The sequence below is a fragment of the Flavobacterium hibernum genome (assembly GCF_000832125.1).
In the GTDB taxonomy this organism is placed as follows: domain Bacteria; phylum Bacteroidota; class Bacteroidia; order Flavobacteriales; family Flavobacteriaceae; genus Flavobacterium; species Flavobacterium hibernum.
On sequence record NZ_JPRK01000004.1, the window covers coordinates 150684 to 172796 of the forward strand.

Annotated in this window: 20 protein-coding genes; 18 read left to right on the forward strand and 2 right to left on the reverse strand. The window is 30.0% G+C overall.

What is annotated here, in order from left to right:
• Positions 1 to 14: 14 nt before the first annotated feature.
• Together IW18_RS03980 and IW18_RS03985 are read right to left on the reverse strand one after the other, a co-directional pair.
• Entirely contained in the window at positions 15 to 458 is a 444-nt protein-coding gene (locus tag IW18_RS03980) for a GNAT family N-acetyltransferase (RefSeq protein WP_041516272.1), read from the reverse strand.
• A 36-nt stretch (positions 459 to 494) separates the two neighbouring features.
• Positions 495 to 1124 carry a MarC family NAAT transporter gene (locus IW18_RS03985; RefSeq protein WP_041516273.1) on the reverse strand — a complete coding sequence of 210 codons (630 nt, stop codon included), beginning with the start codon at positions 1122 to 1124 and terminating at the stop codon, positions 495 to 497.
• A gap of 152 nt (positions 1125 to 1276) precedes the next feature.
• On the opposite strand from IW18_RS03985, the gene IW18_RS03990 reads away from it, so the two are divergent.
• The 18 genes from IW18_RS03990 to IW18_RS04075 all read left to right on the forward strand — a co-directional run bounded on the left by IW18_RS03990 (position 1277) and on the right by IW18_RS04075 (position 22081).
• Entirely contained in the window at positions 1277 to 1642 is a 366-nt protein-coding gene (locus IW18_RS03990) for a CoA-binding protein (protein WP_041516274.1), read from the forward strand.
• Between the two features lie 156 nt (positions 1643 to 1798).
• Positions 1799 to 2419 (forward strand): recombination mediator RecR, encoded by a 621-nt coding sequence (gene recR / locus IW18_RS03995; protein ID WP_041516275.1) that lies wholly within the window; start codon positions 1799 to 1801, stop codon positions 2417 to 2419.
• A 70-nt stretch (positions 2420 to 2489) separates the two neighbouring features.
• Positions 2490 to 3290 (forward strand): polysaccharide biosynthesis/export family protein, encoded by an 801-nt coding sequence (locus IW18_RS04000; protein ID WP_041516276.1) that lies wholly within the window; start codon positions 2490 to 2492, stop codon positions 3288 to 3290.
• A gap of 9 nt (positions 3291 to 3299) precedes the next feature.
• On the forward strand, positions 3300 to 5747 hold the full coding sequence (locus IW18_RS04005; protein ID WP_041516277.1) for an exopolysaccharide transport family protein: 2448 nt from the start codon (positions 3300 to 3302) through the stop codon (positions 5745 to 5747).
• Between the two features lie 10 nt (positions 5748 to 5757).
• Complete coding sequence (locus IW18_RS04010) at positions 5758 to 6741, forward strand: SDR family oxidoreductase (RefSeq protein ID WP_041516278.1); 984 nt, start codon at positions 5758 to 5760, stop codon at positions 6739 to 6741.
• A 27-nt stretch (positions 6742 to 6768) separates the two neighbouring features.
• The gene (locus tag IW18_RS04015; protein WP_041516279.1) at positions 6769 to 8160 is read left to right on the forward strand and encodes a UDP-glucose 6-dehydrogenase; all 1392 of its coding nucleotides are present in this window, start codon (positions 6769 to 6771) and stop codon (positions 8158 to 8160) included.
• Between the two features lie 88 nt (positions 8161 to 8248).
• The gene (locus IW18_RS04020; protein WP_041516280.1) at positions 8249 to 8713 is read left to right on the forward strand and encodes a UpxY family transcription antiterminator; all 465 of its coding nucleotides are present in this window, start codon (positions 8249 to 8251) and stop codon (positions 8711 to 8713) included.
• Positions 8714 to 8985: 272 nt separating this feature from the next.
• Positions 8986 to 10299: a nucleotide sugar dehydrogenase gene (locus IW18_RS04025; RefSeq protein ID WP_052480075.1), complete on the forward strand. Its 1314-nt coding sequence runs from the start codon at positions 8986 to 8988 to the stop codon at positions 10297 to 10299.
• A 30-nt stretch (positions 10300 to 10329) separates the two neighbouring features.
• Positions 10330 to 11337, forward strand: coding sequence for a mannose-1-phosphate guanylyltransferase (locus tag IW18_RS04030; RefSeq protein WP_041516281.1), 1008 nt, complete (start codon positions 10330 to 10332; stop codon positions 11335 to 11337).
• Between the two features lie 5 nt (positions 11338 to 11342).
• Positions 11343 to 12389, forward strand: a complete 1047-nt coding sequence (gene rfbB / locus IW18_RS04035) for a dTDP-glucose 4,6-dehydratase (RefSeq protein ID WP_041516282.1) — start codon at positions 11343 to 11345, stop codon at positions 12387 to 12389.
• A gap of 51 nt (positions 12390 to 12440) precedes the next feature.
• Positions 12441 to 14879, forward strand: a complete 2439-nt coding sequence (locus IW18_RS04040) for an SLBB domain-containing protein (RefSeq protein WP_041516283.1) — start codon at positions 12441 to 12443, stop codon at positions 14877 to 14879.
• Between the two features lie 9 nt (positions 14880 to 14888).
• Positions 14889 to 15956 carry a Wzz/FepE/Etk N-terminal domain-containing protein gene (locus IW18_RS04045; protein WP_041516284.1) on the forward strand — a complete coding sequence of 356 codons (1068 nt, stop codon included), beginning with the start codon at positions 14889 to 14891 and terminating at the stop codon, positions 15954 to 15956.
• Between the two features lie 48 nt (positions 15957 to 16004).
• The gene (locus IW18_RS04050) at positions 16005 to 17450 is read left to right on the forward strand and encodes a lipopolysaccharide biosynthesis protein (RefSeq protein ID WP_041516285.1); all 1446 of its coding nucleotides are present in this window, start codon (positions 16005 to 16007) and stop codon (positions 17448 to 17450) included.
• Positions 17451 to 17469: 19 nt separating this feature from the next.
• Complete coding sequence (locus IW18_RS23340; RefSeq protein WP_160113210.1) at positions 17470 to 18117, forward strand: CatB-related O-acetyltransferase; 648 nt, start codon at positions 17470 to 17472, stop codon at positions 18115 to 18117.
• Positions 18118 to 19266, forward strand: a complete 1149-nt coding sequence (locus IW18_RS04060; protein ID WP_041516286.1) for a hypothetical protein — start codon at positions 18118 to 18120, stop codon at positions 19264 to 19266.
• 4 nt (positions 19267 to 19270) lie between these two features.
• On the forward strand, positions 19271 to 20047 hold the full coding sequence (locus IW18_RS04065) for a glycosyltransferase (RefSeq protein WP_041516287.1): 777 nt from the start codon (positions 19271 to 19273) through the stop codon (positions 20045 to 20047).
• A gap of 2 nt (positions 20048 to 20049) precedes the next feature.
• Positions 20050 to 21291, forward strand: a complete 1242-nt coding sequence (locus tag IW18_RS04070; RefSeq protein ID WP_089081913.1) for a glycosyltransferase — start codon at positions 20050 to 20052, stop codon at positions 21289 to 21291.
• Entirely contained in the window at positions 21284 to 22081 is a 798-nt protein-coding gene (locus IW18_RS04075) for a hypothetical protein (RefSeq protein ID WP_123902507.1), read from the forward strand. The genes IW18_RS04070 and IW18_RS04075 overlap by 8 nt, the downstream gene beginning before the upstream one ends.
• Positions 22082 to 22113: the final 32 nt, after the last annotated feature.

Genomic DNA, 22113 nt, shown 5'->3' on the forward strand with positions numbered 1-22113 from the left:
AATTATTTTAAGTTTTATTTATAAACCTCAGGATTGTATAATTCCATGTATAATTCTGGATTTGGTAATTTTGTAAAATTGTATTTTTCGTAGAGCCATTCGGCAGTAGAAGTTAATAAAATCCAACGACGTAAACCTTGCAGGTTAGGATGATGCATTACTTGCTCCATTAAAGTTTTTGAAAGGCCTTTGCCTCTAAATTCGTCTAAAACATAAATGTCTCCCAAATAAGCAATTGTAGCAAAGTCAGATATTACTCTTGCAAAACCAATTTGTCTGTCTTTATAAAATAATCCAAAATTCAGAGAATTTTCGATAGAAGTTTTCAAGGTTTCAAAAGGAATATTGTTGCTCCAGCCAGATTCCTTTGATAAGAAATCATGAATTGCATACAGATCTAACTTGTTTTTATAGGTTGTAATTACATAATCTCCAAAAGAGAAATTAATTTCTTTCATAATTTTTCACTTTACAGATTACATTTAATAATCAATTTACATCAAATTTCCTTTTATGATATTAATAATTGAACTTACAATGTATTGAATTCCAATTGAAATTACAATAAAGCCAACAATTCTTGAAATCGCTACAATTCCAGATGCACCAAGTATTCTCGCTAAATAATGTGCGCTTTTTAAGATGGCAAATATTGTAACAGCAATAGCTAAAATGGCTAAACAAGAAAAGATCATTTCTTGTAATTCGTGATGTTCTTGATGAAATGCAATTAATAAAGAGATAGATCCTGGACCTGCAAGCATAGGAATTGCAAGTGGTGTAAGTGCAATATCATTTCTCTGTTGTGCGTCGGTTTCAATTTTTTTATTAATACCTCGTTTTTTATTAATTTTTCCGGAAAGTAATGAAAAGCCAGAGTTTACAATTACAATCCCACCTGCAATTCGTAAAGCATCAATGCTAATTCCGAAAAAACTTAGAACGTATTGTCCAATAAAAAAAGAAACTAATAAAATAATAAAAACATTTATTGCTGTCCAAAGTGAAATTCGAGAACGTTCTTCCTGAGAATCATGTTGCGTTAGGCCAACAAAAATAGGAACAGTTCCAATTGGGTTTAATACTGAAAAAAGAGCAGCGAATAAATAAATGAATATATCCATAAAGTTTTGGTTAATGGAGTAAAAGTACTCATTTTTTGATATTTCATTGCAAATTCACGTTATGATATTATTTTTTATTCCTACTAATTCTAAATCAATAAGCTAAACGATGCTCGTTCTTTTTGATTACTTTTGTAACATATTTTAAAATAATGAAAAATAAGAAAACCCTAGTTCTTGGCGCTACAACAAAACCAGAACGTTATGCTTTTAGAGCTATAAATATGTTAGTTGAAAAAGGACATTCAGTTTTAGCAATTGGACAGAAGGCCGGAGAAGTTGCTGGTGTAAAAATTCATACCAAAGCAATTCCTGTAAAAAACATTGATACAGTTACTTTGTATTTAAATCCAACGCGTCAACGCGATTACTATAATTACATTATCGAAGCACAACCAAAAAGAGTTGTTTTTAATCCTGGAACAGAAAATCCGGAATTTTATCAATTGTTAGAATTGAATAATATCAAGGCCGAAGTTGCATGTACACTAGTTTTGTTGGCTACAAATCAATACTAATTTTTTAAAAGCTAATCCCGTACTCGAGCCTGAAAGTGTGAGTTGTCGGAGCAATTCGTTGCGATTTTTTTTAGTTTTGTAAAGAAAAAAACTAGAAGAATTCCTCCCGAAGTTTCGTGATTAAAAAAGAAACATTAAAATAGTACTTTTGTCGTAATGGAATTTTCATCAAAATTAATAGAAAAAGCAGTCAATGAAATGTCGCAATTACCCGGAATTGGTAAACGTACGGCATTGCGATTGGTTCTACATTTATTAAAACAGCCAAAAGAGCAAACTGGTTTTTTATCACAAGCATTGTTAAATATGCGTGAGGATATTAAATTTTGTGAAAATTGTCATAATATATCAGATACAAAAGTTTGCGAAATCTGCGCTAATCTGGCAAGAAATCATCAGACTATTTGTGTTGTCGAAGATATTCGCGATGTTATGGCTATCGAAAATACTGGTCAGTACAAAGGAATTTATCATGTTTTAGGTGGTAAAATCTCTCCAATAGAAGGAGTTGGGCCAAGCCAATTGAATATTTCAAGTTTAGTTGAAAAAGTAAAATCAGGAAAAGTAGTTGAGATCATTTTTGCATTGAGCTCTACAATGGAAGGAGATACTACAAATTTCTATATTTATAAACAAATTGCCGAATCGGAAATTATAATTTCTACAATTGCTAGAGGAATATCGGTAGGTGATGAGTTAGAATATGCAGACGAAATTACACTTGGAAGAAGTATCTTGCATCGAGTTCCATTCGAAAAAACTTTCAAAAACAATTAAATTGGCGCAATTAGTGTCTAGATTTTCTGAAAATTAAAGGAAAACCTATATTTGCCATAAAATTTGAATAATGACAAAAAACTGCTTTTATATATTGCTATTAATTAGCATACTATTTACATCTTGCATTCCTGTAAAAGACCTAGTTTATTTACAAGATAAAAGCAGTTCAGGAGAACAAAGCAACATTGCTGCAGTTCAGTCTAAACCTTATAGATTACAGGTAAATGATGTTTTGAGTATTGATATAAAGGCCATTGATCCAAAATTGGTAGCCATTTTTAACACAAGCACAACTGAAACTAGTAATTCAGGAGTTGTAAAATCAGAATCGGGTTTATATTTTAATGGATTTACGGTCGATGATCACGGAAATATTAGAATGCCTATTTTGGGTGAAATAAATGTTATTGGATATACACTTGAAGAAGTCAGAATTAAAATCGAAAAAAAACTTCTTGAAGAGTACTTTAAAAGTGAGGCTAATATTTTTGTAACAGTAAAACTAGCTGGTTTTAGATATACGATTAATGGTGAAGTTGGAAGCACTGGAACAAAAACATTGTATCAAGAGCATGTAAATATAATGGAAGCTATTGCAAACGCGGGAGACATTACCACAGTTGGAAATAGAAAATCTGTAACAGTAATTCGTCAAACTCCAACTGGAGTTCAAATGAACGATCTCGATTTAACAGATGTAAATGTGATGAAATCGCCATATTATTATTTACAGCCTAATGATTATATTTATGTGAAGCCGCTAAGACAAAAAACTTGGGGAACTGGACAAACAGGTATACAATCAATAGGAACTATAATTACCTTATTGTCATTGGCAACAACAGTTTATTTGATTCTGAAAAACTAAATTCGAAGGATGTTAGATATAAAAGATTTTTCCATTTTTGAGAATCATTCAAATTTTGATTTTAAGGGTTTTCTAATAAAAATCGCTAGTTATTGGAAGTGGTTTTTGGTTAGTTTAATAATATCTTTTGCAATTGCTTATCAGGTAAATATTCGTAAAGAAAAAATTTACGCAATGCAAACCTTGATTTCAATTAAAGAAGAACGAAATCCTTTTTTTACATCAAACACCAGTTTAGTTTTCAATTGGGGAGGAGCTTCAGATCAAGTAAATAATATTTCAACTATAATTCAATCTCGATCGCATAATGAGTTAGTTGTAAGTAAATTGCAGTTTTATATAGATTACTTTGTTCAGGGAAAATACAATTTAATTGATTCATACGGTGAGGTGCCTTTTTATGTAAATATTGACAAAGCAAAAGGGCAACTTGCAAATACCTTAATTAGAATTAAGTTTGTTAGTCCTTCAGAATATGAAATTCGAATTTCTTTCGAGAATAATTCAGTTTCTCTAGTCACATATACAAATAATACTTATAATAATACGGCTGTTCAACCTATAGAATTTGTTAAAAGATATAAAGTTGGCGAACAGGTTTCCTTGCCTTTCTTAAATTGGAAATTGCAAATAAATGATAATCCAGGGTTTTATACGGGAAATGAATATTTTGTAAAATTCAATGATTTTGACGGTACAGTATCTCGTTATAGAGGAGTTAGTATTACCTCTGATGATAAAAGCGGTTCAATATTGACCTTAGGATTACAAGGTACAAACAAAGCCAGAATGGTAGAATATTTGAATTCGACAGTAAAAATGTTGATCAAGATTCAGCTAGATGGAAAAAATCAGTTTGCTACCAATACTATTAGATTTATAGATAGCACACTTGTTTCTATGGAGTCGCAACTGAAGCAAACGGGGAATGAACTAAAAACTTTCAGAAAAGATAAAAATATTTATGAGATAGAAGGTGGAGGAGCTAAGGTGTCTGATAAAATAATGGATTTTGATGTAGAGAAAGATCAGGTTACAAGAAAAATTACATACTATAATTCTTTGAAATCATATTTGAATAATAGCGTAGATTATTCAAGATTACCAGCTCCTTCAGTTGCCGGAATTGAGGATCCGAATATTGTTGTCAATGTGTCAAAACTTATAGCGCTTTCAACTCAAAGATCTGAAATGGCTTATGCTGTAAAAAGTGATAAAATATTTAAAGATTTTGATAATCAAATGCGAGCTGTTAAAAATGTTTTGCTTGAAAACATTGCCTCGGCAAAAGAATCTTTATTGACAGATTTAGCAATGGTAAATGCAAAAATTGGTCAGGCTGAAAGTACAGTGAAAAGACTTCCAGAAGAACAACAAGAATTGGTAAAGATTCAAAGAAAATATGATTTAAGTGATAATATTTACACTGAATTTCTTAAAAAAAGAAATGAAGCCGAGATTGTAAAAGCATCTAATTTATCAGATGTGCATTTTATTGATTCGGCAAAAGATATTGGAGGTGGATTAGTTGGGCCTAAAACATCTGTGAATTATATTTTGGCTCTGTTTTTAGGGATATTAGTTCCTTTGTTATTTATTTTTGGAATTTTCTTTGTAAATAACTCAATTCAAAATGCTGATGATGTTAGTAAATTGACTCAAATACCATTAATTGGAGTAATTGGAGTAAATAAAGATGCTGTGAATTTAGCAGTGTTTGATAAACCAAAATCGGCACTATCAGAAGCTTTTAGAGCAATTCGTTCGTCGTTGCAATTTTTATATAAAAAACAAGAAGTAAGTGGTTCTAAAACGTTAATGATTACTTCATCTATAAGTGGCGAGGGGAAAACATTTTGTTCTATAAATATAGCTACAGTTTTTGCTTTGAGCGAAAAGAAAACAGTTATTGTTGGTTTGGATTTACGAAAGCCAAGATTGTCTGAGGAATTTGATATTAAAAATGAAGCGGGTGTTGTTAATTATTTGATCAAGCAAAATAGTTTAGATGAAATTATTAATGCAACGCAAATTGCAAATCTTGATGTAATTCTTTCAGGGCCAATTCCGCCAAATCCGTCCGAGCTTATCTTAAGTGACGCAATGAGAGAATTAATTTTAGAATTAAAACAAAAATATGATTATATTATTCTGGATACCCCTCCAGTTGGTTTAGTTTCTGATGCTTTAGAGTTATCTCAATATGCCGATGTTACTCTGTACATAGTACGACAGAATTATACAAAGAAGGATATGATAACTTTGTTAAATACAAGGGTAAAAAGAGGCGAGTTAACTAATGCAAGCATAGTTTTGAATGGTTATGAAAATAAGGCAAAATATGGCTCGGCTTATGGATACGGATATGGTTATGGAGCTTACGGAAATGGATATCATGATGAAGTAGAAAAAATAAGTTTTTGGAAGACTATTTTGAATAAACTTAATAAGAAATAAATTAAATGGAATGAATACATCAAGTCAATATACTATTCTGATTACAGGTGGAGCAGGATTTATTGGATCAAATTTGTCTGAATATTTTTTAGGACAAGGTCACAAAGTAGTCTGTTTAGATAATTTTTCGACCGGTCATCATCATAATTTAAAGGATTTTTTAAAAAATCCTAATTTTAAATTAATTGAAGGAGATATTCGAAATATTGCAGATTGTATTTTGGCAGTTAACGGAGTTGATTATGTTTTACATCAGGCAGCTTTAGGTTCAGTACCGAGATCCATTAATGACCCAATAACAACTAATGATGTAAATGTTTCAGGTTTTTTAAATATGTTGGTCGCTTCGCGTGACGAAAAAGTTAGAAGATTTATATATGCGGCCAGTTCTTCAACCTATGGAGATTCTCAAGGATTGCCAAAAGTAGAAGATGTAATTGGTAAACCCTTGTCGCCATATGCAATCACTAAATATGTTAATGAATTATATGCTGAAATTTTTAGTCGAACTTACAAATTAGAAACCATAGGATTGCGTTATTTTAATGTTTTTGGAAGAAAACAAGATCCTAATGGTGCATACGCAGCTGTGATTCCTAAATTTGTAATGCAATTGATGAAGCACGAAAGTCCTGTGATTAATGGAGATGGTAATTATTCTCGTGATTTTACTTATATAGACAATGTAATTCAGATGAATGAATTAGCAATGAAAAGTCAGAATCCAGAAGCAATAAATACGGTTTATAATACTGCATTTGGAGATAGAAATACATTAAATGATTTGGTAAGATATTTGAAAGAATATTTGTCCGAGTTCGATTCCGAAATTGCCGATGTGAAAATTGTTAATGGTGAAAATAGAGCAGGCGATATACCGCATTCATTGGCAAGTATAGAAAAAGCAAAAGAAATATTAGGATATAATCCAAAATATTCTTTGCAAGACGGATTGAAAGAAGCTGTGAGCTGGTATTGGAATAATTTGAAATAAATAAGGATCAAGTTAATAGAAAATTAAATGAAAATTACAAAAATTTGTTGCATTGGTGCTGGTTATGTTGGAGGTCCAACTATGGCAGTAATTGCACAAAAATGCCCTAATATTCAAGTGACAGTTGTTGACTTGAACGAACAAAGAATTAAAGATTGGAATGATCCTAATACGGAGAATATTCCAATTTATGAGCCAGGGCTTGCAGAAATAGTAGCTGAAGCGAGAGGGAGGAATCTATTCTTTTCTACGGAAGTAGAAAAAGCAATTGATGAAGCGCAGGTGATTTTTATATCAGTAAATACTCCAACCAAAACTTATGGTAAAGGTAAAGGTATGGCTGCAGATTTGAAATATATCGAATTATGCGCCAGACAAATTGCTAAAGTGGCCAAGCAAAATAAAATTGTTGTTGAAAAATCAACATTGCCAGTAAGAACGGCTGAAGCAATAAAAAGTATTTTAGATAATACTGGAAATGGAGTGCAATTTCAAATTTTGTCAAATCCTGAATTTTTAGCAGAAGGAACTGCAGTAACGGATTTATTAAATCCTGATAGAATTTTAATAGGAGGAGATACAACGCCCGAAGGTGAGGAGGCTATTAGTGCTTTGGTTGATGTATATGCAAATTGGGTAAGTAGAGATAAAATTTTAACCACAAATGTTTGGTCGTCAGAATTGTCCAAACTTACTGCTAATGCATTTTTGGCTCAACGTATTTCATCTATAAATGCAATGTCTGAATTGTGTGAAAAAACAGGTGCTGATGTTAACGAAGTTGCAAAAGCAATTGGAATGGACAGTAGAATTGGACCAAAATTTTTAAAAGCATCAGTTGGTTTTGGAGGTTCTTGTTTTCAAAAAGATATTCTAAATTTAGTTTACATAGCAAAATCTTATGGATTAAATGAGGTAGCAGATTACTGGGAGCAAGTTATTATAATGAACGATCATCAGAAAAGAAGATTTTCGAATAAAATAGTTCAAACTTTATATAATACGGTAGCCGATAAAAAAATTACATTTTTAGGTTGGGCTTTCAAAAAAGATACGAACGATACCAGAGAATCTGCAGCAATTTATGTTGCTGACGATTTGATTAATGAACAAGCAAAAATTTCTGTTTACGACCCAAAGGTTTCAAGGAATAAAATGCTGAGCGATTTAGATTATTTGGAAACAAGAACAGTTGAAGAAAATAGTAATGCATTGTCCATATTTGATAATGCTTATGAAGCTTGTAAAGGAGCTCATGCAATTGCAATTTTAACTGAGTGGGATGAATTTACAGGTTATGATTGGAAAAAAATATATGATTTAATGCATAAGCCAGCTTTTCTTTTTGATGGTAGAAATATATTAAACGCAAAAGAATTGGAATCTATTGGGTTTATTTATAATGGGATAGGTTCGTAGTTGAATATGTATCGTGAAATAAAATTAATGATGAAATGTATACAGGAAAGAGGAGTCTAGAAGTTTTATTTCAATATAAAGAGAGAATATGAATTGGTATGTAGTATATACAAAACCTAAATGGGAGAAAAAAGTAGCAGAGAAACTTAATCAGATTGGGATCGAATGTTACTGCCCGTTAATTACTCAAATAAAAGAATGGTCTGATAGGAAGAAAAAGGTTGAAGTTCCTCTTTTTAATTCTTATGTATTCGTTCAGTTGGCAGATAAAGAGCGAAATTCTGTTTTTCAAATTGCTGGAGTGGTACGATATTTATTTTGGCTAGGTAAGCCTGCTGTTGTTCGTGATGAAGAAATAAATATAATTAAAATGAGTCTTAAGGCTGAGAATATTAGTGATATTTCGGTGACTTCTATTCAGGTTGGAGATCGTATAAAATTAGAAACGGGAGCATTTAGCAATCAGAGTGCAATAGTTCAAGAAGTCTCAAATACACATTATATATTAGTTTTAGAATCTTTAGGATGTGTTCTTAAAATAAAATACAAATAAATCAGTTATAGTTTAACTGTTTTTTAGTTAAAACAGAAGATGAAATTTCTTTAATATGAGATTTTATTTTCTGTTTTTTTTATAATGTATTTTTTTACATACTGATTGATAGTAGATTAAACTATGTCATTTTTTTTAAATTGTTTGTTTTTTCAGTATTACGGGAAACCGTATTGAATAAATTGACTTAATATGTTATATTTGCCGAAAATGATTTTTAGAGTATCTGTGTCAAACCTTTGTGACTCAGAGAGGCGAAGCCGTGAATTGTAATGACTGAAGTGAATAAAAAAGAAGATAAGTTGAAAGAAAACATAAAAATAGCTGTTATTGGTTTAGGTTATGTTGGTTTGCCTTTGGCTCGATTATTTGCTACTAAATATGCTGTTGTTGGCTTTGATATCAACGAAACAAGAGTTGCGTCGCTAAAATCAGGTACAGATACAACATTAGAAGTAGATGATTTAACTTTGCAAAAAGTTCTAGTTACAGATTCAAGTTCTAAAGTTGGGCTATATTGCACGACTTCCTTAGATGATATTGCGGATTGTAATTATTTTGTAATAACAGTGCCAACTCCTGTAGATAAAAATAATCGTCCTGATTTAACTCCTTTGTACAAATCGAGTGAGTCAGTAGGTAAAGTATTAAAGAAAGGGGATATAGTAATTTACGAATCTACAGTTTACCCTGGAGTAACAGAAGAACAATGTGTTCCTGTTTTAGAGAAAATTTCAGGTTTGAAATTTAATGAAGATTTCTTTGCAGGTTATTCACCTGAAAGAATAAATCCGGGTGATAAAGAGCATACAGTTGAAAAAATTCTAAAAGTAACTTCAGGTTCAACACCTGAAATTGGATTAAGAGTTGATGCCTTGTACAGATCAGTTATTACAGCTGGAACTCATTTAGCACCAACTATAAAAGTTGCTGAAGCTGCTAAAGTTATTGAAAATTCGCAAAGAGATATTAATATAGCTTTTGTAAACGAGCTTGCTAAAATATTTAACTTAATGAATATTGATACCCAAGATGTTTTAGAAGCGGCATCAACAAAATGGAATTTTTTACCATTTAAACCGGGTTTAGTTGGAGGCCATTGTATTGGTGTCGATCCATATTATTTAGCGCAAAGAGCACAAGAATTTGGGTATCATCCCGAAATAATTTTGGCAGGACGACGTTTGAACGATAGCATGGGAGAATATGTAGCTTCGCAAGTAGTAAAGTTGATGATAAAAAAGGGAATTTCAGTAAATGGAGCAAATCTTTTAATGCTTGGAATTACTTTTAAAGAGAATTGTCCCGATGTGAGAAATACTAAAATAGTTGATGTAATAAGAGCATTAAAAGAATATGGGATTTCTGTTACAATTTATGACCCTTTAGCTAATAGTAAAGAGGTGAAAAAAGAATACAATTTAGAAACAATGAATTTTGTTCCAGTAGAAAAATTTGATGCTATTGTTTTAGGAGTTGCACATGCTGAATTTTTAAAAATGAATTTTTCTGAGTTACAAAAAAGAGACAGTTTAATATATGATGTAAAAGGAGTTTTAGGTAGTATAGCAGATAATAGGTTATAGTATTTAAAAGTTCTTTTTTTATTTAAAAAAATGGAAACAAACAATTCAATTATACATGTAATTTTAACAGGCGGAATCGGAAGCAGATTGTGGCCCCTCTCTAGAAAAAGTCAACCCAAGCAATATCTAGAGATATTTGAAAATAAATCTTTATTTGAAATAACTGTTGATCGTAATAGTTATTTGGCTAATAAAGTAATGGTAGTGGGGAATGTCGATAATCATCATTTAAGTAGTAAAGTGATGGATAAGACCAAAACTTCTTATGTGAACATAGTAGAAGCAACACCTAGGAACACTGCAGCTGCGATTGCTTTTGCTGCATTTGCATCGAATCCGGATGACATATTAATTGTAACTCCTTCAGATCATATTATTGATAAAATGGAGGATTATAATAAAGCAATTAATCAGGCTGTTTCAAAAGCAGAAGATGGATTTATTGTTACTTTTGGTATTATACCAACCAAACCTGAAACGGGATATGGTTATATAGAATCAAAAGGAGATACTGTGATTTCGTTCAGAGAAAAGCCTAACGAAACTACTGCAAAAGAATTTATCGCAAAGGGAAATTTCTTATGGAATAGTGGAATGTTTTGTTTTAAAGCAAGTGTTCTTTTAGAGGAACTTAAACAATTTCAACCAAATGTTTATGAGAAATCTAAAGCAGTATGGGAGGCAAATAAAAATGGATTTCTAGATTTAGATTTGTCTTTAGAAATTCCATCAATTAGTATTGATTATGCTGTTATGGAACGCAGTAAAAAAATTAAAGTGGTACCTGCAGCTTTTTCATGGTCAGATTTAGGTTCATTTGAATCTGTTTATGATTATTTAGTTTCAAATGGGCACCCTATTGACAAGAATGGAAATATGGTTATTGGTTCGGGAAAACATACAACTTTTCTAGGGCTAAAAAACACTATTTTTGTATATACTGATACAGCAAATTTAATTTTGCAAAAAGAAAGCTCGCAAGATGTTAAGGATATCTACAGTGAGTTAGAAAAAATAAATTCAGATTTATTAAATTAATTTAAATGAAAAAAATTCTTATAACCGGCGGAGCTGGTTTTATTGGTTCGCACGTAGTAAGACGTTTTGTAAATAAATATTCTGAATATCAAATCTTTAATTTAGATGCCTTGACTTACGCGGGTAATTTAGAGAATATTAAAGATATTGAAAATCAATCTAATTATACTTTTGTAAAAGGAGATATCGTTGATGAGGCTTTTATCAATGAGCTTTTTTCATTGCATAATTTTGACGGAGTTTTGCATTTGGCAGCAGAATCTCATGTAGATCGTTCTATTGAAGATCCATTGGCTTTTGTAAAAACAAACGTAATTGGTACTATGAATTTATTGAATGCGGCTAAAAATCAATGGAAGGAAAATTTTGAAGGTAAACGTTTTTATCATATTAGTACGGATGAAGTCTATGGTTCACTTGGAGTTGAAGGTCTTTTTACGGAAACCACTTCTTATGACCCTAATTCTCCTTATTCAGCTTCAAAAGCAAGTTCAGATCATTTTGTGAGAGCTTATGGAGAAACTTATGGTTTGCCGTATGTTTTGACAAATTGTTCCAATAATTATGGTTCCTATCATTTTCCCGAAAAATTAATTCCACTTTTTATAAATAATATTATCAATAATAGACCATTGCCTGTTTATGGAGATGGAAATTATACTCGTGATTGGCTTTTTGTTGAAGATCATGCGATTGCGATTGATCTAGTTTTTCACGAAGGTAAAAACCACGAGACATATAATATAGGAGGTTTTAATGAATGGAAGAATATTGATTTGGTTAAATTGTTATGCCACATTATGGATCAGAAATTAGGAAGATCAGAAGGGACTTCTCAGGAATTGATTACTTATGTTAAGGATAGACCAGGTCATGATTTGCGTTATGCTATTGATGCATCTAAAATTAATAAAGAATTAGGATGGAAACCTTCTGTTACTTTTGAGGAAGGATTAGAAAAAACTATCAATTGGTATCTTAATAATGAAGATTGGCTACAAAACGTGACATCAGGTTCTTATAAAGATTATTATCAAAAGCAATATTCATAAACAATAAGCAATTTTATTTAAACCAAACTTTAGGTTAAATTATAATTTCATATGAAGAAGATAACATACATTCTTACGCTGTTTTTTATTTTATTATTATCATTCAATGCAAATGCCCAAGACATACTTAAGTCTAAAGATTTAAGTACTGTAAAAGTGGATTACTTGTCTGATGATGATTTAGCTAAAATTAGTACTCAGTTAAAAAGTAATAATACAACAATTGATAATGTAGAGTCAATGGCTTTGTCAAAAGGGATGACTCAAACAGAATTCAATAAACTTAAAAGTAAACTTACTGAATTCGATAAGAAAAATGCTAAAGGAAATGCAAATGATAAAAATAGTAAGCCAAAAATAGAAGATAAGGATTCAGAATTTGGAAGAAAACAAGAGAAAATCAAAAACGATAAAGTAAAAGATTCTGTAAATGCTTTAATTTTTGGATCTGAATTATTTGATAATCCTACTTTAAATTTTGAACCAGATTTAAAATTGGCAACGCCTATGAATTATGTTCTTGGGCCCGGTGATGAATTACAAGTAAGTGTATACGGAGTTCAGGAATACAATGCCAGTATATCGGTTAGTGTAGAAGGAAAAATAACTATTGATTATGTAGGCCAAATCTCTGTTTCAGGTATGTCAATTGAAGCGGCAACTCAAAAAATAAAAGCAGCTATAGCAAGAGTTTACAGTACAGTTTCATCTGGCCAATCTCAGGTTAGTGTAAGTTTAAGTAGAATTCGTACCATTAAAATTACGATCGTTGGAGGCAAACAACCAGGTAATTATTCAATTTCATCCTTGGCAACAGTTTACAATGCTCTACATTTGGCAGGGGGGCCTGGAAAAAATGGAAGTTATAGAAATATAGAATTAATTAGAAATAATAAAGTTTACAAAAATGTAGATATCTATAAATTTTTGGTAAAAGGAGATCAATCTGATAATGTGAGTTTAAAAGATAATGATGTTATTCGAATTCCAGCATATAGTCTAAGAGTTACAGTTGAGGGTGAGGTAAAACGCCCTGGAATTTTCGAGATGAAAAAAGGAGAAAAGTTTTCTGATTTATTAAATTTTGCATCTGGCTTTAATGAATTTGCTTATACTGCATCAGTAAATGTAATGCAGAAAACAGGAAAAGAATTTAAAGTGCATGATATAAACGAAAGTGAATATAATACTTACGGGCCACAATCTGGAGATGTTTTTAGAGTTACTAAAATTTTAAATCGATTTGAAAATCGTATTAAAATCGAGGGTGCGGTATTTAGGCCAGACTATTATTCTTATAGTGAAGGAATGAGAATTTCGGATCTTATTACAAGAGCGGAAGGTTTAAAAGAAGATGCCTATACAAAAAGAGCAAGAATCATTCGTTTAAAAACAGACTTAACGACAGAAATTGTAAATGTTGATTTAAGTGCTGCATTATCTGGAGATTTAAATGCCGATGTCGAATTAAAAAGAGAAGATATAGTTACTGTTTATTCAATCTTAGATTTTAGAGAAGAATACAAAGTTACTATTGATGGAGAAGTCAAAAATCCGGGAGAATACGAATATTTTGAAAATCTTACTTTAAATGACTTAGTTGTACAAGTTGGTGGTTTGACTGGGTCGGCATCAAAAAGAGTTGAAATTGCACGAATGATCAAGTCTGATGTAATTGATGATGCTGATCCTAAAAGAATTGAGCTTATAGAACTTGAAATAACTACTGACAACAATGAGCAAATTAAAAACTTTGTGGTAAAGCCTTTTGATGTAATTAATATTCGAAAAATGGCCGTTTATGAGAAACCTCAAATGGTCGCTGTTAGTGGTGCTGTTAGTTATCCTGGAAAATATGTTTTGGCAAATAAAAAAGAAACTGTTTATAATGTTGTAATGAGAGCAGGTGGATTAACATCTATAGCAAATCTTGATGGAATGAAAATAAAGCGACCAATTAAACAAGCTCAAATTGATAAAATAGAGAGTATCGATTTGAATTTAGCTAAAAATGATACATTAAGAAGTAAATTAAGTAAAAAATTGAAGGAAGATCTGAAGTTTGCTACTATACCAGTTGATTGGGAGAAAATTGTCAAAGATAAAAATCATTATTCTAATGTAACCCTATTTCCTGGGGATGAGATTGAAGTTTCAGTTTATAACGAAGGTATTAAAGTAACAGGAAATGTATTGTTAACTTCTGAGATTCCATATAGAAACGGTAAAGGATTTAAGTATTATATTAATGCGGTAGGTGGGGTCGATAATAAAGGCTGGAAGAAAAAAGCATATATCATTTATCCAAACGGGAAAGCTTCTGTTACTAGTTCTTTTTTATTTTTTAGATCTTATCCTAAAGTAACACCAGATTCACAAATTGTTGTTCCTGAGAAACCAGAAAAAAAGAAAATGACTGCAGGCGAATGGGTTGGTATAGGTAGTGTAATTTCTAGTTTAGCGTTGTTAATTGTTACAGCATTTAAATAAAAAAAGAGAATGGAAAAAATACTCGTTAAAAATGAGGAGATATCATTCAAAGATCTATTTGAAAGTGTTAAGGAATGGTATAACTATTTGCTATCACAATGGAAAATTGTTCTTTTGGCAGGAATCTTGGGAGCTTGTATAGGTTTAGTTTACTCAATTTATAAAAAACCAATTTATACTGCTACATTGTCTTTCGCATTAGAGGACGAAAAAGGAAGCGGGGGATTAGGTGGTGCTTTAGGTTTAGCAAGTTCCTTTGGTTTAGATCTGGGCGGCGGCGGCGGCGGAATATTTACGGGTGCTAATCTCGCGGAATTATTCAAATCTAGATCGATGGTAGAAAAAACACTTTTATCTCCTGTCAATTTGAATGGTAAAGAAATTTCCCTAGCAGAAATGTATATTCAAAACAATAAGTGGAGAGAAAGTTGGAAAGGAACTCCATTTGCCAATGTTCAGTTTCTGCCAAATTTTAATAGAGAAAAATTTACTCGTTCACAAGATAGTATTATGGGAATACTATATCAAAATTTGTTTACAAGTGGTCTATCTATTGGTCAAAAAGATAAAAAAATTGGGATTGTAAGTATAGATGTGTCTTCAACTGATGAGCTTTTTGCAAAATATTTTTGTGAAGCGTTAGCAAAAGAAGTTGGTCAATTTTACATAGAAACTAAAAGCAAAAAGGCTAGAATCAATATGGGTATTCTAGAAAAGCAAGTTGACTCTATAAGAGGAGAGCTAAATAGTTCTATTACAGGGGTGGCAGTGGCTAATGATAATACTTTTAATTTGAATCCAGCAATGAATGTACGTCGTGCTCCTTCAGCAAGAAGACAAGTCGATGTACAGGCAAATACAGCTATTTTAACGGAGTTAGTTAAACAATCGGAATTGGCTAAAGTGACATTGCGGAAAGAAACACCTTTGATTCAAGTAATTGACAAACCTATTTTGCCATTACCAAAAGATCGTTTTGGAAAAGGAAAAGGTATTGTTATAGGTGGTTTTTTACTTGGTTTTTTAATGGTAGTCTTGTTGATATTTCGAAAAATGATAAAACAATTAGCTGTTTAAAGTCGTAATGCACTATTAAATAATTTAAAACAAGTTAGAAATACATCTGTGAATAATAAATCTACTATTAATGGTTTTATTTGGACTGCTTTTCAGCAATTTGGAGCGCAAATCATTGGTTTTATCGTTACTATATTAATGACGAGGCATTTTGAACCAAGTGAATTTGGTTTAATTGCAATGATGACTTTTTTTTACGGTATAGGATATACAATTCTTCAGGTAGGTATGTCTTCTTCTATCATACGAACTGCTGATCCAGACTCTTTAGACTACAGTACTGTATTTGTTTCAAACTTAATAATTAGTCTAATTATTTATTGTTTGTTCTTTTTTTGTGCTCCTTTAATGAGCAGTTTTTTTAATCAAACTACTTTAACAAGTATAATTCGAATATATAGTTTAACTCTTATAATAGATGCATTTTCAAGTATCTATATAACAAAACTAACCAAGGAAGCAAATTTTAAAAAACAAGCGGCAATACAATTGTTAACATCAATTTGTAGTAGCTTTTTTGGAGTCTTGCTTGTATTTAATGGGTTTGGTATTTGGAGTTATATATATATGGTTTTATGCCAATCTTTCCTTTTATCAGCTTCCTTTTGGATTATAATACCGTGGAAACCTAGTTTTAAGTTTGACTTAATCAAATTTAAAATTCATTTCAGATTCGGTTATAAACTAATTATTGTTGGATTGATGGATAATTTAATGAATAATTTGTACACTTTTATTTTTGCTAAATTTTTCCCAATAAAACAGTTAGGATTATATTCTAGAGCAGATTCTTTAAAACAAATACCTGTACTAAATATTACGCAAATTCTAACCAAGGTGACATTGCCTTTATTCGCAAGCTACCAGAACAACAAGGAAGAATTAGTTCGATATTACAAAAATATATTACTTATAGTTTTATTTTGTAACTCAGCCTTACTAATTTATGTCGCTGTAAGTGCGGAATCATTATTCTTACTTGTTTTTACAAAAAAATGGTTGCCTGCTGTACCTTATTTCCAATTGTTATGTGTTGCAGGAATTTTTCAACCAATTAACAATTATAACATGAACGTTCTAACAGCAATGGGAAATAGCCGTTTGTATTTAAAAATTGACGTTTGGAAGAAAATAGCTAGTATTGTAATTATAGGATGTTCATTATATTTTGGAATGTTTGGCTTAATAATTAGCCAGATAATTTTAAGTATTCTGTTCTTTTTTATAAATTCTTATTTTATAGGAAAAGTAATTAATTATAGTTTAAGGGGGCAGTTAAGTGATATTTTTCCAACTTTAAGTGTAAGTTTCTTTTTCTTTATTTTTTTATATAGTTTTAATACCTTCTTAAATACTTATAGTTTTAGTTCTTTTTTAATCATTTTTATAAATTTAATAGTTGGATTTTTATTTTACGGAATTTGTATTTTTTTATTTAAGATGAGAATTCTTGATTCTATGGTGCGTATGTATTCTATTGTTAAAAAAAAGTAATTTTATAAAACACTCAGTAGTGAAAAAAATATTAATCTCAATTTATTTATTTATAGAAAATCTCTCTAAAAAAGAGCATAATCCCTCGATAGATCAAATAATAAAACTTTGTAATAAAGATGTATATATAGGGCGTTATACCTATGGATTTGAATCTACTCAAATTTATACATGGGGAGAAGAAATTGATATTACAATTGGACGATTCTGTTCAATTGGTGCCGGACTTAGACTTTTTTGTGGAGGTAATCATAGTACTTGGTTTGCTAGCTCTTATCCATTTGGATCAGTCTATCCTAACTATTTAAAAACAAAAGTATTTAAGTCGATTGTTTTTAGTAATGGTAAGATTAGCATTGGAAATGATGTTTGGTTAGGAAGAGATGTTACTGTAATGAGTGGAATAACAATTGGAGATGGTAGTGTTGTAGCAGCCAATAGTCACGTTGTAAAAGATATTGAACCATATTCAATTTATGGAGGTAATCCAGCTAAATTCATAAGATATCGTTTTTCAAGTGAAATTATAGAAATGTTATTAGAACTGAAGTGGTGGAATTATGATGATTCTATTATTGAAAAAATTTATCCGTTACTATTAGAAGCTCCTGATGCAAACATTTACAATGAAATTTTACTAATTATAGAAAAAAAAAAGTTTAATTAGATGGCTGTACTAAAAAGATTATTCTTTTCTCTTTTTTTTTTATTTGCCTTATTAACTTTAAGTCTTTACGTTTTTAGGCTCATAGGTTATTCATTTTCTTTTGCTTTTTTCCTATTAGGCTTACTTATAATATTATCGTTAAAATATATACCTACAAATTCTTGGAGAATATATTTCTTATTGCTAATTCATCAATATATTGTTTTAGTATTATTTGTTTTTGAGCTTGATTTCATTGAGTTTTTAAAGTCTTTTTTATTAGTTAACATTGCTCTTTTGGCAATTTTAAGTTCAAAATTTCACATACCAAGAGCAATCCTTCAAATTAATTTTAAAGCGATATTTTCTTTCGCTGCTTGTATAATTGTTTTTTATGAGTTAATACAAGTTTTAGAATATAATTTGATGGGAACATCATTTAGTTGGTTTTTTCTCGATAAATACTCGATAAGTACTGCTGAAGATGTCGGTCGATTTCAGGCGGTTAATTTTTTAGATTATATGAGGCCGATCTCACTATATCATGAACCAAGTTATTTAGGTTTAGTGTTATTTTCTATGTTGATTTGGGGAGATTCAGTTAAAATTAAATTAGAGGTAAAGCTTTTAATTATTTTAGGGATTATACTTTCGTTTTCTACTACAATTTATTTGTTTATGGTCCTTTATTATATTCCTAAATTATATAATAATAAGTATGTGAAAGTTTTCTTTTGCTTGTTTGTTGTTTATTTTATAATTAAATATAACATAACAATTTTTGAATTTTTTAGATTTAATGAGATAGCTACAGAGGGAACAAGTGGATATGCTAGAATTGGAGCTCCTTTTTTTCAAGTTATTGATATAATATTTTATCAGCATAATTTTTTCGGAATTCCTTTCGGGCAATCACCAATTATGTTTGATAATTCTTTTTTTGTTATTTTTTCTTACTATGGAATATTAACTCCATTGTTTTATCTTTTAATTTTTGGTTCTGTCTTTAAGAATGTTAAGGAATATAATAAATTATTTGACTATTTTTTGATAGTAGGGGCCTGTCTATTTGTAAATGGAGCATTTTTTACTCCTGAAACAAGTTTTTTAATTGTGATAACTAACTACATTTTGTTAAATAATTTAACTTTTAATAAAGAAAAACTATAATTTTATGCTCGTATCAATTATAACAGTTACGCGAAATGATTTTGATGGTTTAAATAAAACTATTAATTCATTAACTCAAATAGATGACTGCTTTTTGAATTATTTTGAACATGTTATAATAGATGGTTTGTCTACGGATGAAAGTGTTCCATATTTAAAAAATTATGTTAAATCTCCCATTTTAGAAACAACTTTTATATCAGAGAAAGATAAAGGTATTTATGATGCAATGAATAAGGGAGTTGATAATTCTACTGGGGATTATTGTTTTTTCTTGAACAGTGGAGATGTTATTGATAATAATGTAGAATTTGAAAAGTTGCTAAATGTATTGAAAGATAATTTAGGAGAAAAATTATTGGCAGGAGTAGCGTTTAATGTAAAAATGAGTAATGAACATATTTCGCATGTAGTTAAATCGAGAGAAGTAAAGAAATGGCGTTTAAGAATGCCTACTGTACATCAAGGGATAATATATAAAACATCCTATTTATCTAATAATAAATATGATGATAAATTAAAAATTTGCTCAGATTTTAAAAGTGTTGTTGTTGCACTGGAGCAAAATTTGACTTTTAAAGCTGTAGATGCTCAATTTACAATATTAACTTTTGGAGGAGTCTCATCTCAGAAACCTTTATTGTTACTGAAAGAATCATTATCAATAATTTTGAGTAGTTCTCTGAACTTTTTTTATAAAATGATATCTTGCTTATTTGTGATTGTAAATGTCACTTTATTTCAGATTTATTTCCGTGTTGTTTTATTTATAAAAAAATAATTTTGAAAATTTTATTTTTAAATTTTAGGAATAATACAAGTTCTGCGGTTTTAAGAATTTCTGAATCTCTTAATAAGGTAGATGTTGATGTATCTATTCTTTCATATTTATCTCTTGTTAAAAAAGATAAAATTTATCAAGTTAAAAGTTTAGGAAATGTTTTAATGTCGTTACTTTTTTGGTACGATATTTTTATTACAAGATTTGTTTATAAGAAGACCGGCAGATTGTTTTCTAGAAATTCGAGTTTATTTTCTGGTTTTTTATCTAACATCTATGGTAGTTTTTTAGATAAATTTGATTTAATTCATCTGCACTGGGTTGGGCATGGTTATAATTCTTCTGAATTTTTGCTTAAAATTAAGGCAGATAAGATTGTATTAACATTGCATGATTATTATTTTATTACTGGAGGCTGTCACATACCGGGAGAATGTTTAAAATATAAGGATTCATGTACTAGTTGTCCTGCTAAAAGTATATTTTCGGATTTTCCATTGACTAATTTTAAGCAAAAGGAGAATTTATATTCTGTCAAGAAAATTTATGTTACAGCGCCATCGCAAACAATGAAAAATAAAATTAATCAATCGCATTTGGGGAGTTTATTTCAAGACGTCTTAGTCGTTCCAAATCCTATTGATGTTTCTCTTTATAGGCCTTTAAATATAAATTTAAAATCGGAACCTTTATTTGAGAAGTTACCTGAAAACAAAAAATATATATTATTTATTTCAAATAATTTAGTTGATCTCAACAAAGGTTTAGATCTTCTTTTAGAGAGTTTAAAGTGTATTAAAAATTTGGATTCTATTTGTTTGCTTACAGTAGGAAATAATTCATCCCAAATTAAAGAGGTATTAAATTTTTCTCACCATCATTTTGGAGAAATTAATTCTACGGAGGATATGATTAAAATTTATAATCTATCCTACGTGACTCTTGTATCTTCTCGATTTGAATCTTTTAGTCAGGTTACGCTTGAAGCTATGGCTTGTGGTTCTCCAGTTATAGCATTTGATTCCAGTGGACCTTCAGAAATTATTACTAATAATATTGATGGTTATCTAGTTGAAAGTTTTTCAATTAAGGATTATGCACAGAAAATAGATTTGATTATTTCTGACGAAAATTTGAGAGACTCTTTATCAGCAAATGCTAGATTCAAAGCTATTGAAAAATATAGTTATAAAGCAATTGGAGAAATAATGAAAGACTATTATAAAAAGATAATGCATGCATAAAAAGCTAATAAGTATTTCATATACCCTTTATGGTAAGAATTTTGAATATTACTTACCAATTGTGAAACAGTTTGAATTATTTACTGAGTACTTTAACAAAGTGTTGAATTCTGAATATGAATTTAATATGGTAGTTTACATTGATAATTCTGTAGATTTAAGTTATTTTAAAGATCTGCCTATCCAGTTCATTATAAATGCGGATCACGTTTTATTATCGGATGTTCCTCCAAAAATGTGGAGATTTTATAATATCTTTTTTACTAAAGCTGATGTATATTTATTTCGTGATTCAGATTCAGTCATTTCAAAAAGAGAATTATCATTATTAAAAATCTGGTTTGATTCAGAGTATGATTATAATGTAATTCGAGATACAAGATTACATCTATATCCTATTATGGCTGGAACATTTTCTGTTAAACAAAGCGGTATAGAATTAATGAAAAATGTTTTAAGCGAGAATCCTTGTTTAGTTAAAAACAGGAAACATTTTTATGACCAGATTTATCTTGCAGAAATTCTGTATCCAAAAATAATATCAAACCTTTTGGTGTTTTCGAATTTTTTGGTTTTTGAGAATGAACATTATATTAAAACAGATTATCGTACTAAAGATTTTATAGGCGGATATTATTTAAATAATGAATTAGAAACACATTGGCACGATTTTAAGTTTATTGAAAATTTTCCATTAAAAAGCCTTAAGATGTCAAATTACAGTACAAGATTGATTCTGGGGTACATAAGTTACATTTTGCTAAAAAAGAGAATTTCATTTTTTAAATAATTTACAAAATATCTTAATAATTTATAAAGCGG

Coding starts and splice junctions, on each gene's coding strand:
- IW18_RS03980 (WP_041516272.1), bottom strand. CDS start 458: ATGAAAGAAATTAATTTCTCTTTTGGAGATTATGTAATTACAACCTAT.
- IW18_RS03985 (WP_041516273.1), bottom strand. CDS start 1,124: ATGGATATATTCATTTATTTATTCGCTGCTCTTTTTTCAGTATTAAAC.
- IW18_RS03990 (WP_041516274.1), top strand. CDS start 1,277: ATGAAAAATAAGAAAACCCTAGTTCTTGGCGCTACAACAAAACCAGAA.
- recR (WP_041516275.1), top strand. CDS start 1,799: ATGGAATTTTCATCAAAATTAATAGAAAAAGCAGTCAATGAAATGTCG.
- IW18_RS04000 (WP_041516276.1), top strand. CDS start 2,490: ATGACAAAAAACTGCTTTTATATATTGCTATTAATTAGCATACTATTT.
- IW18_RS04005 (WP_041516277.1), top strand. CDS start 3,300: ATGTTAGATATAAAAGATTTTTCCATTTTTGAGAATCATTCAAATTTT.
- IW18_RS04010 (WP_041516278.1), top strand. CDS start 5,758: ATGAATACATCAAGTCAATATACTATTCTGATTACAGGTGGAGCAGGA.
- IW18_RS04015 (WP_041516279.1), top strand. CDS start 6,769: ATGAAAATTACAAAAATTTGTTGCATTGGTGCTGGTTATGTTGGAGGT.
- IW18_RS04020 (WP_041516280.1), top strand. CDS start 8,249: ATGAATTGGTATGTAGTATATACAAAACCTAAATGGGAGAAAAAAGTA.
- IW18_RS04025 (WP_052480075.1), top strand. CDS start 8,986: ATGACTGAAGTGAATAAAAAAGAAGATAAGTTGAAAGAAAACATAAAA.
- IW18_RS04030 (WP_041516281.1), top strand. CDS start 10,330: ATGGAAACAAACAATTCAATTATACATGTAATTTTAACAGGCGGAATC.
- rfbB (WP_041516282.1), top strand. CDS start 11,343: ATGAAAAAAATTCTTATAACCGGCGGAGCTGGTTTTATTGGTTCGCAC.
- IW18_RS04040 (WP_041516283.1), top strand. CDS start 12,441: ATGAAGAAGATAACATACATTCTTACGCTGTTTTTTATTTTATTATTA.
- IW18_RS04045 (WP_041516284.1), top strand. CDS start 14,889: ATGGAAAAAATACTCGTTAAAAATGAGGAGATATCATTCAAAGATCTA.
- IW18_RS04060 (WP_041516286.1), top strand. CDS start 18,118: ATGGCTGTACTAAAAAGATTATTCTTTTCTCTTTTTTTTTTATTTGCC.
- IW18_RS04065 (WP_041516287.1), top strand. CDS start 19,271: ATGCTCGTATCAATTATAACAGTTACGCGAAATGATTTTGATGGTTTA.
- IW18_RS04075 (WP_123902507.1), top strand. CDS start 21,284: ATGCATAAAAAGCTAATAAGTATTTCATATACCCTTTATGGTAAGAAT.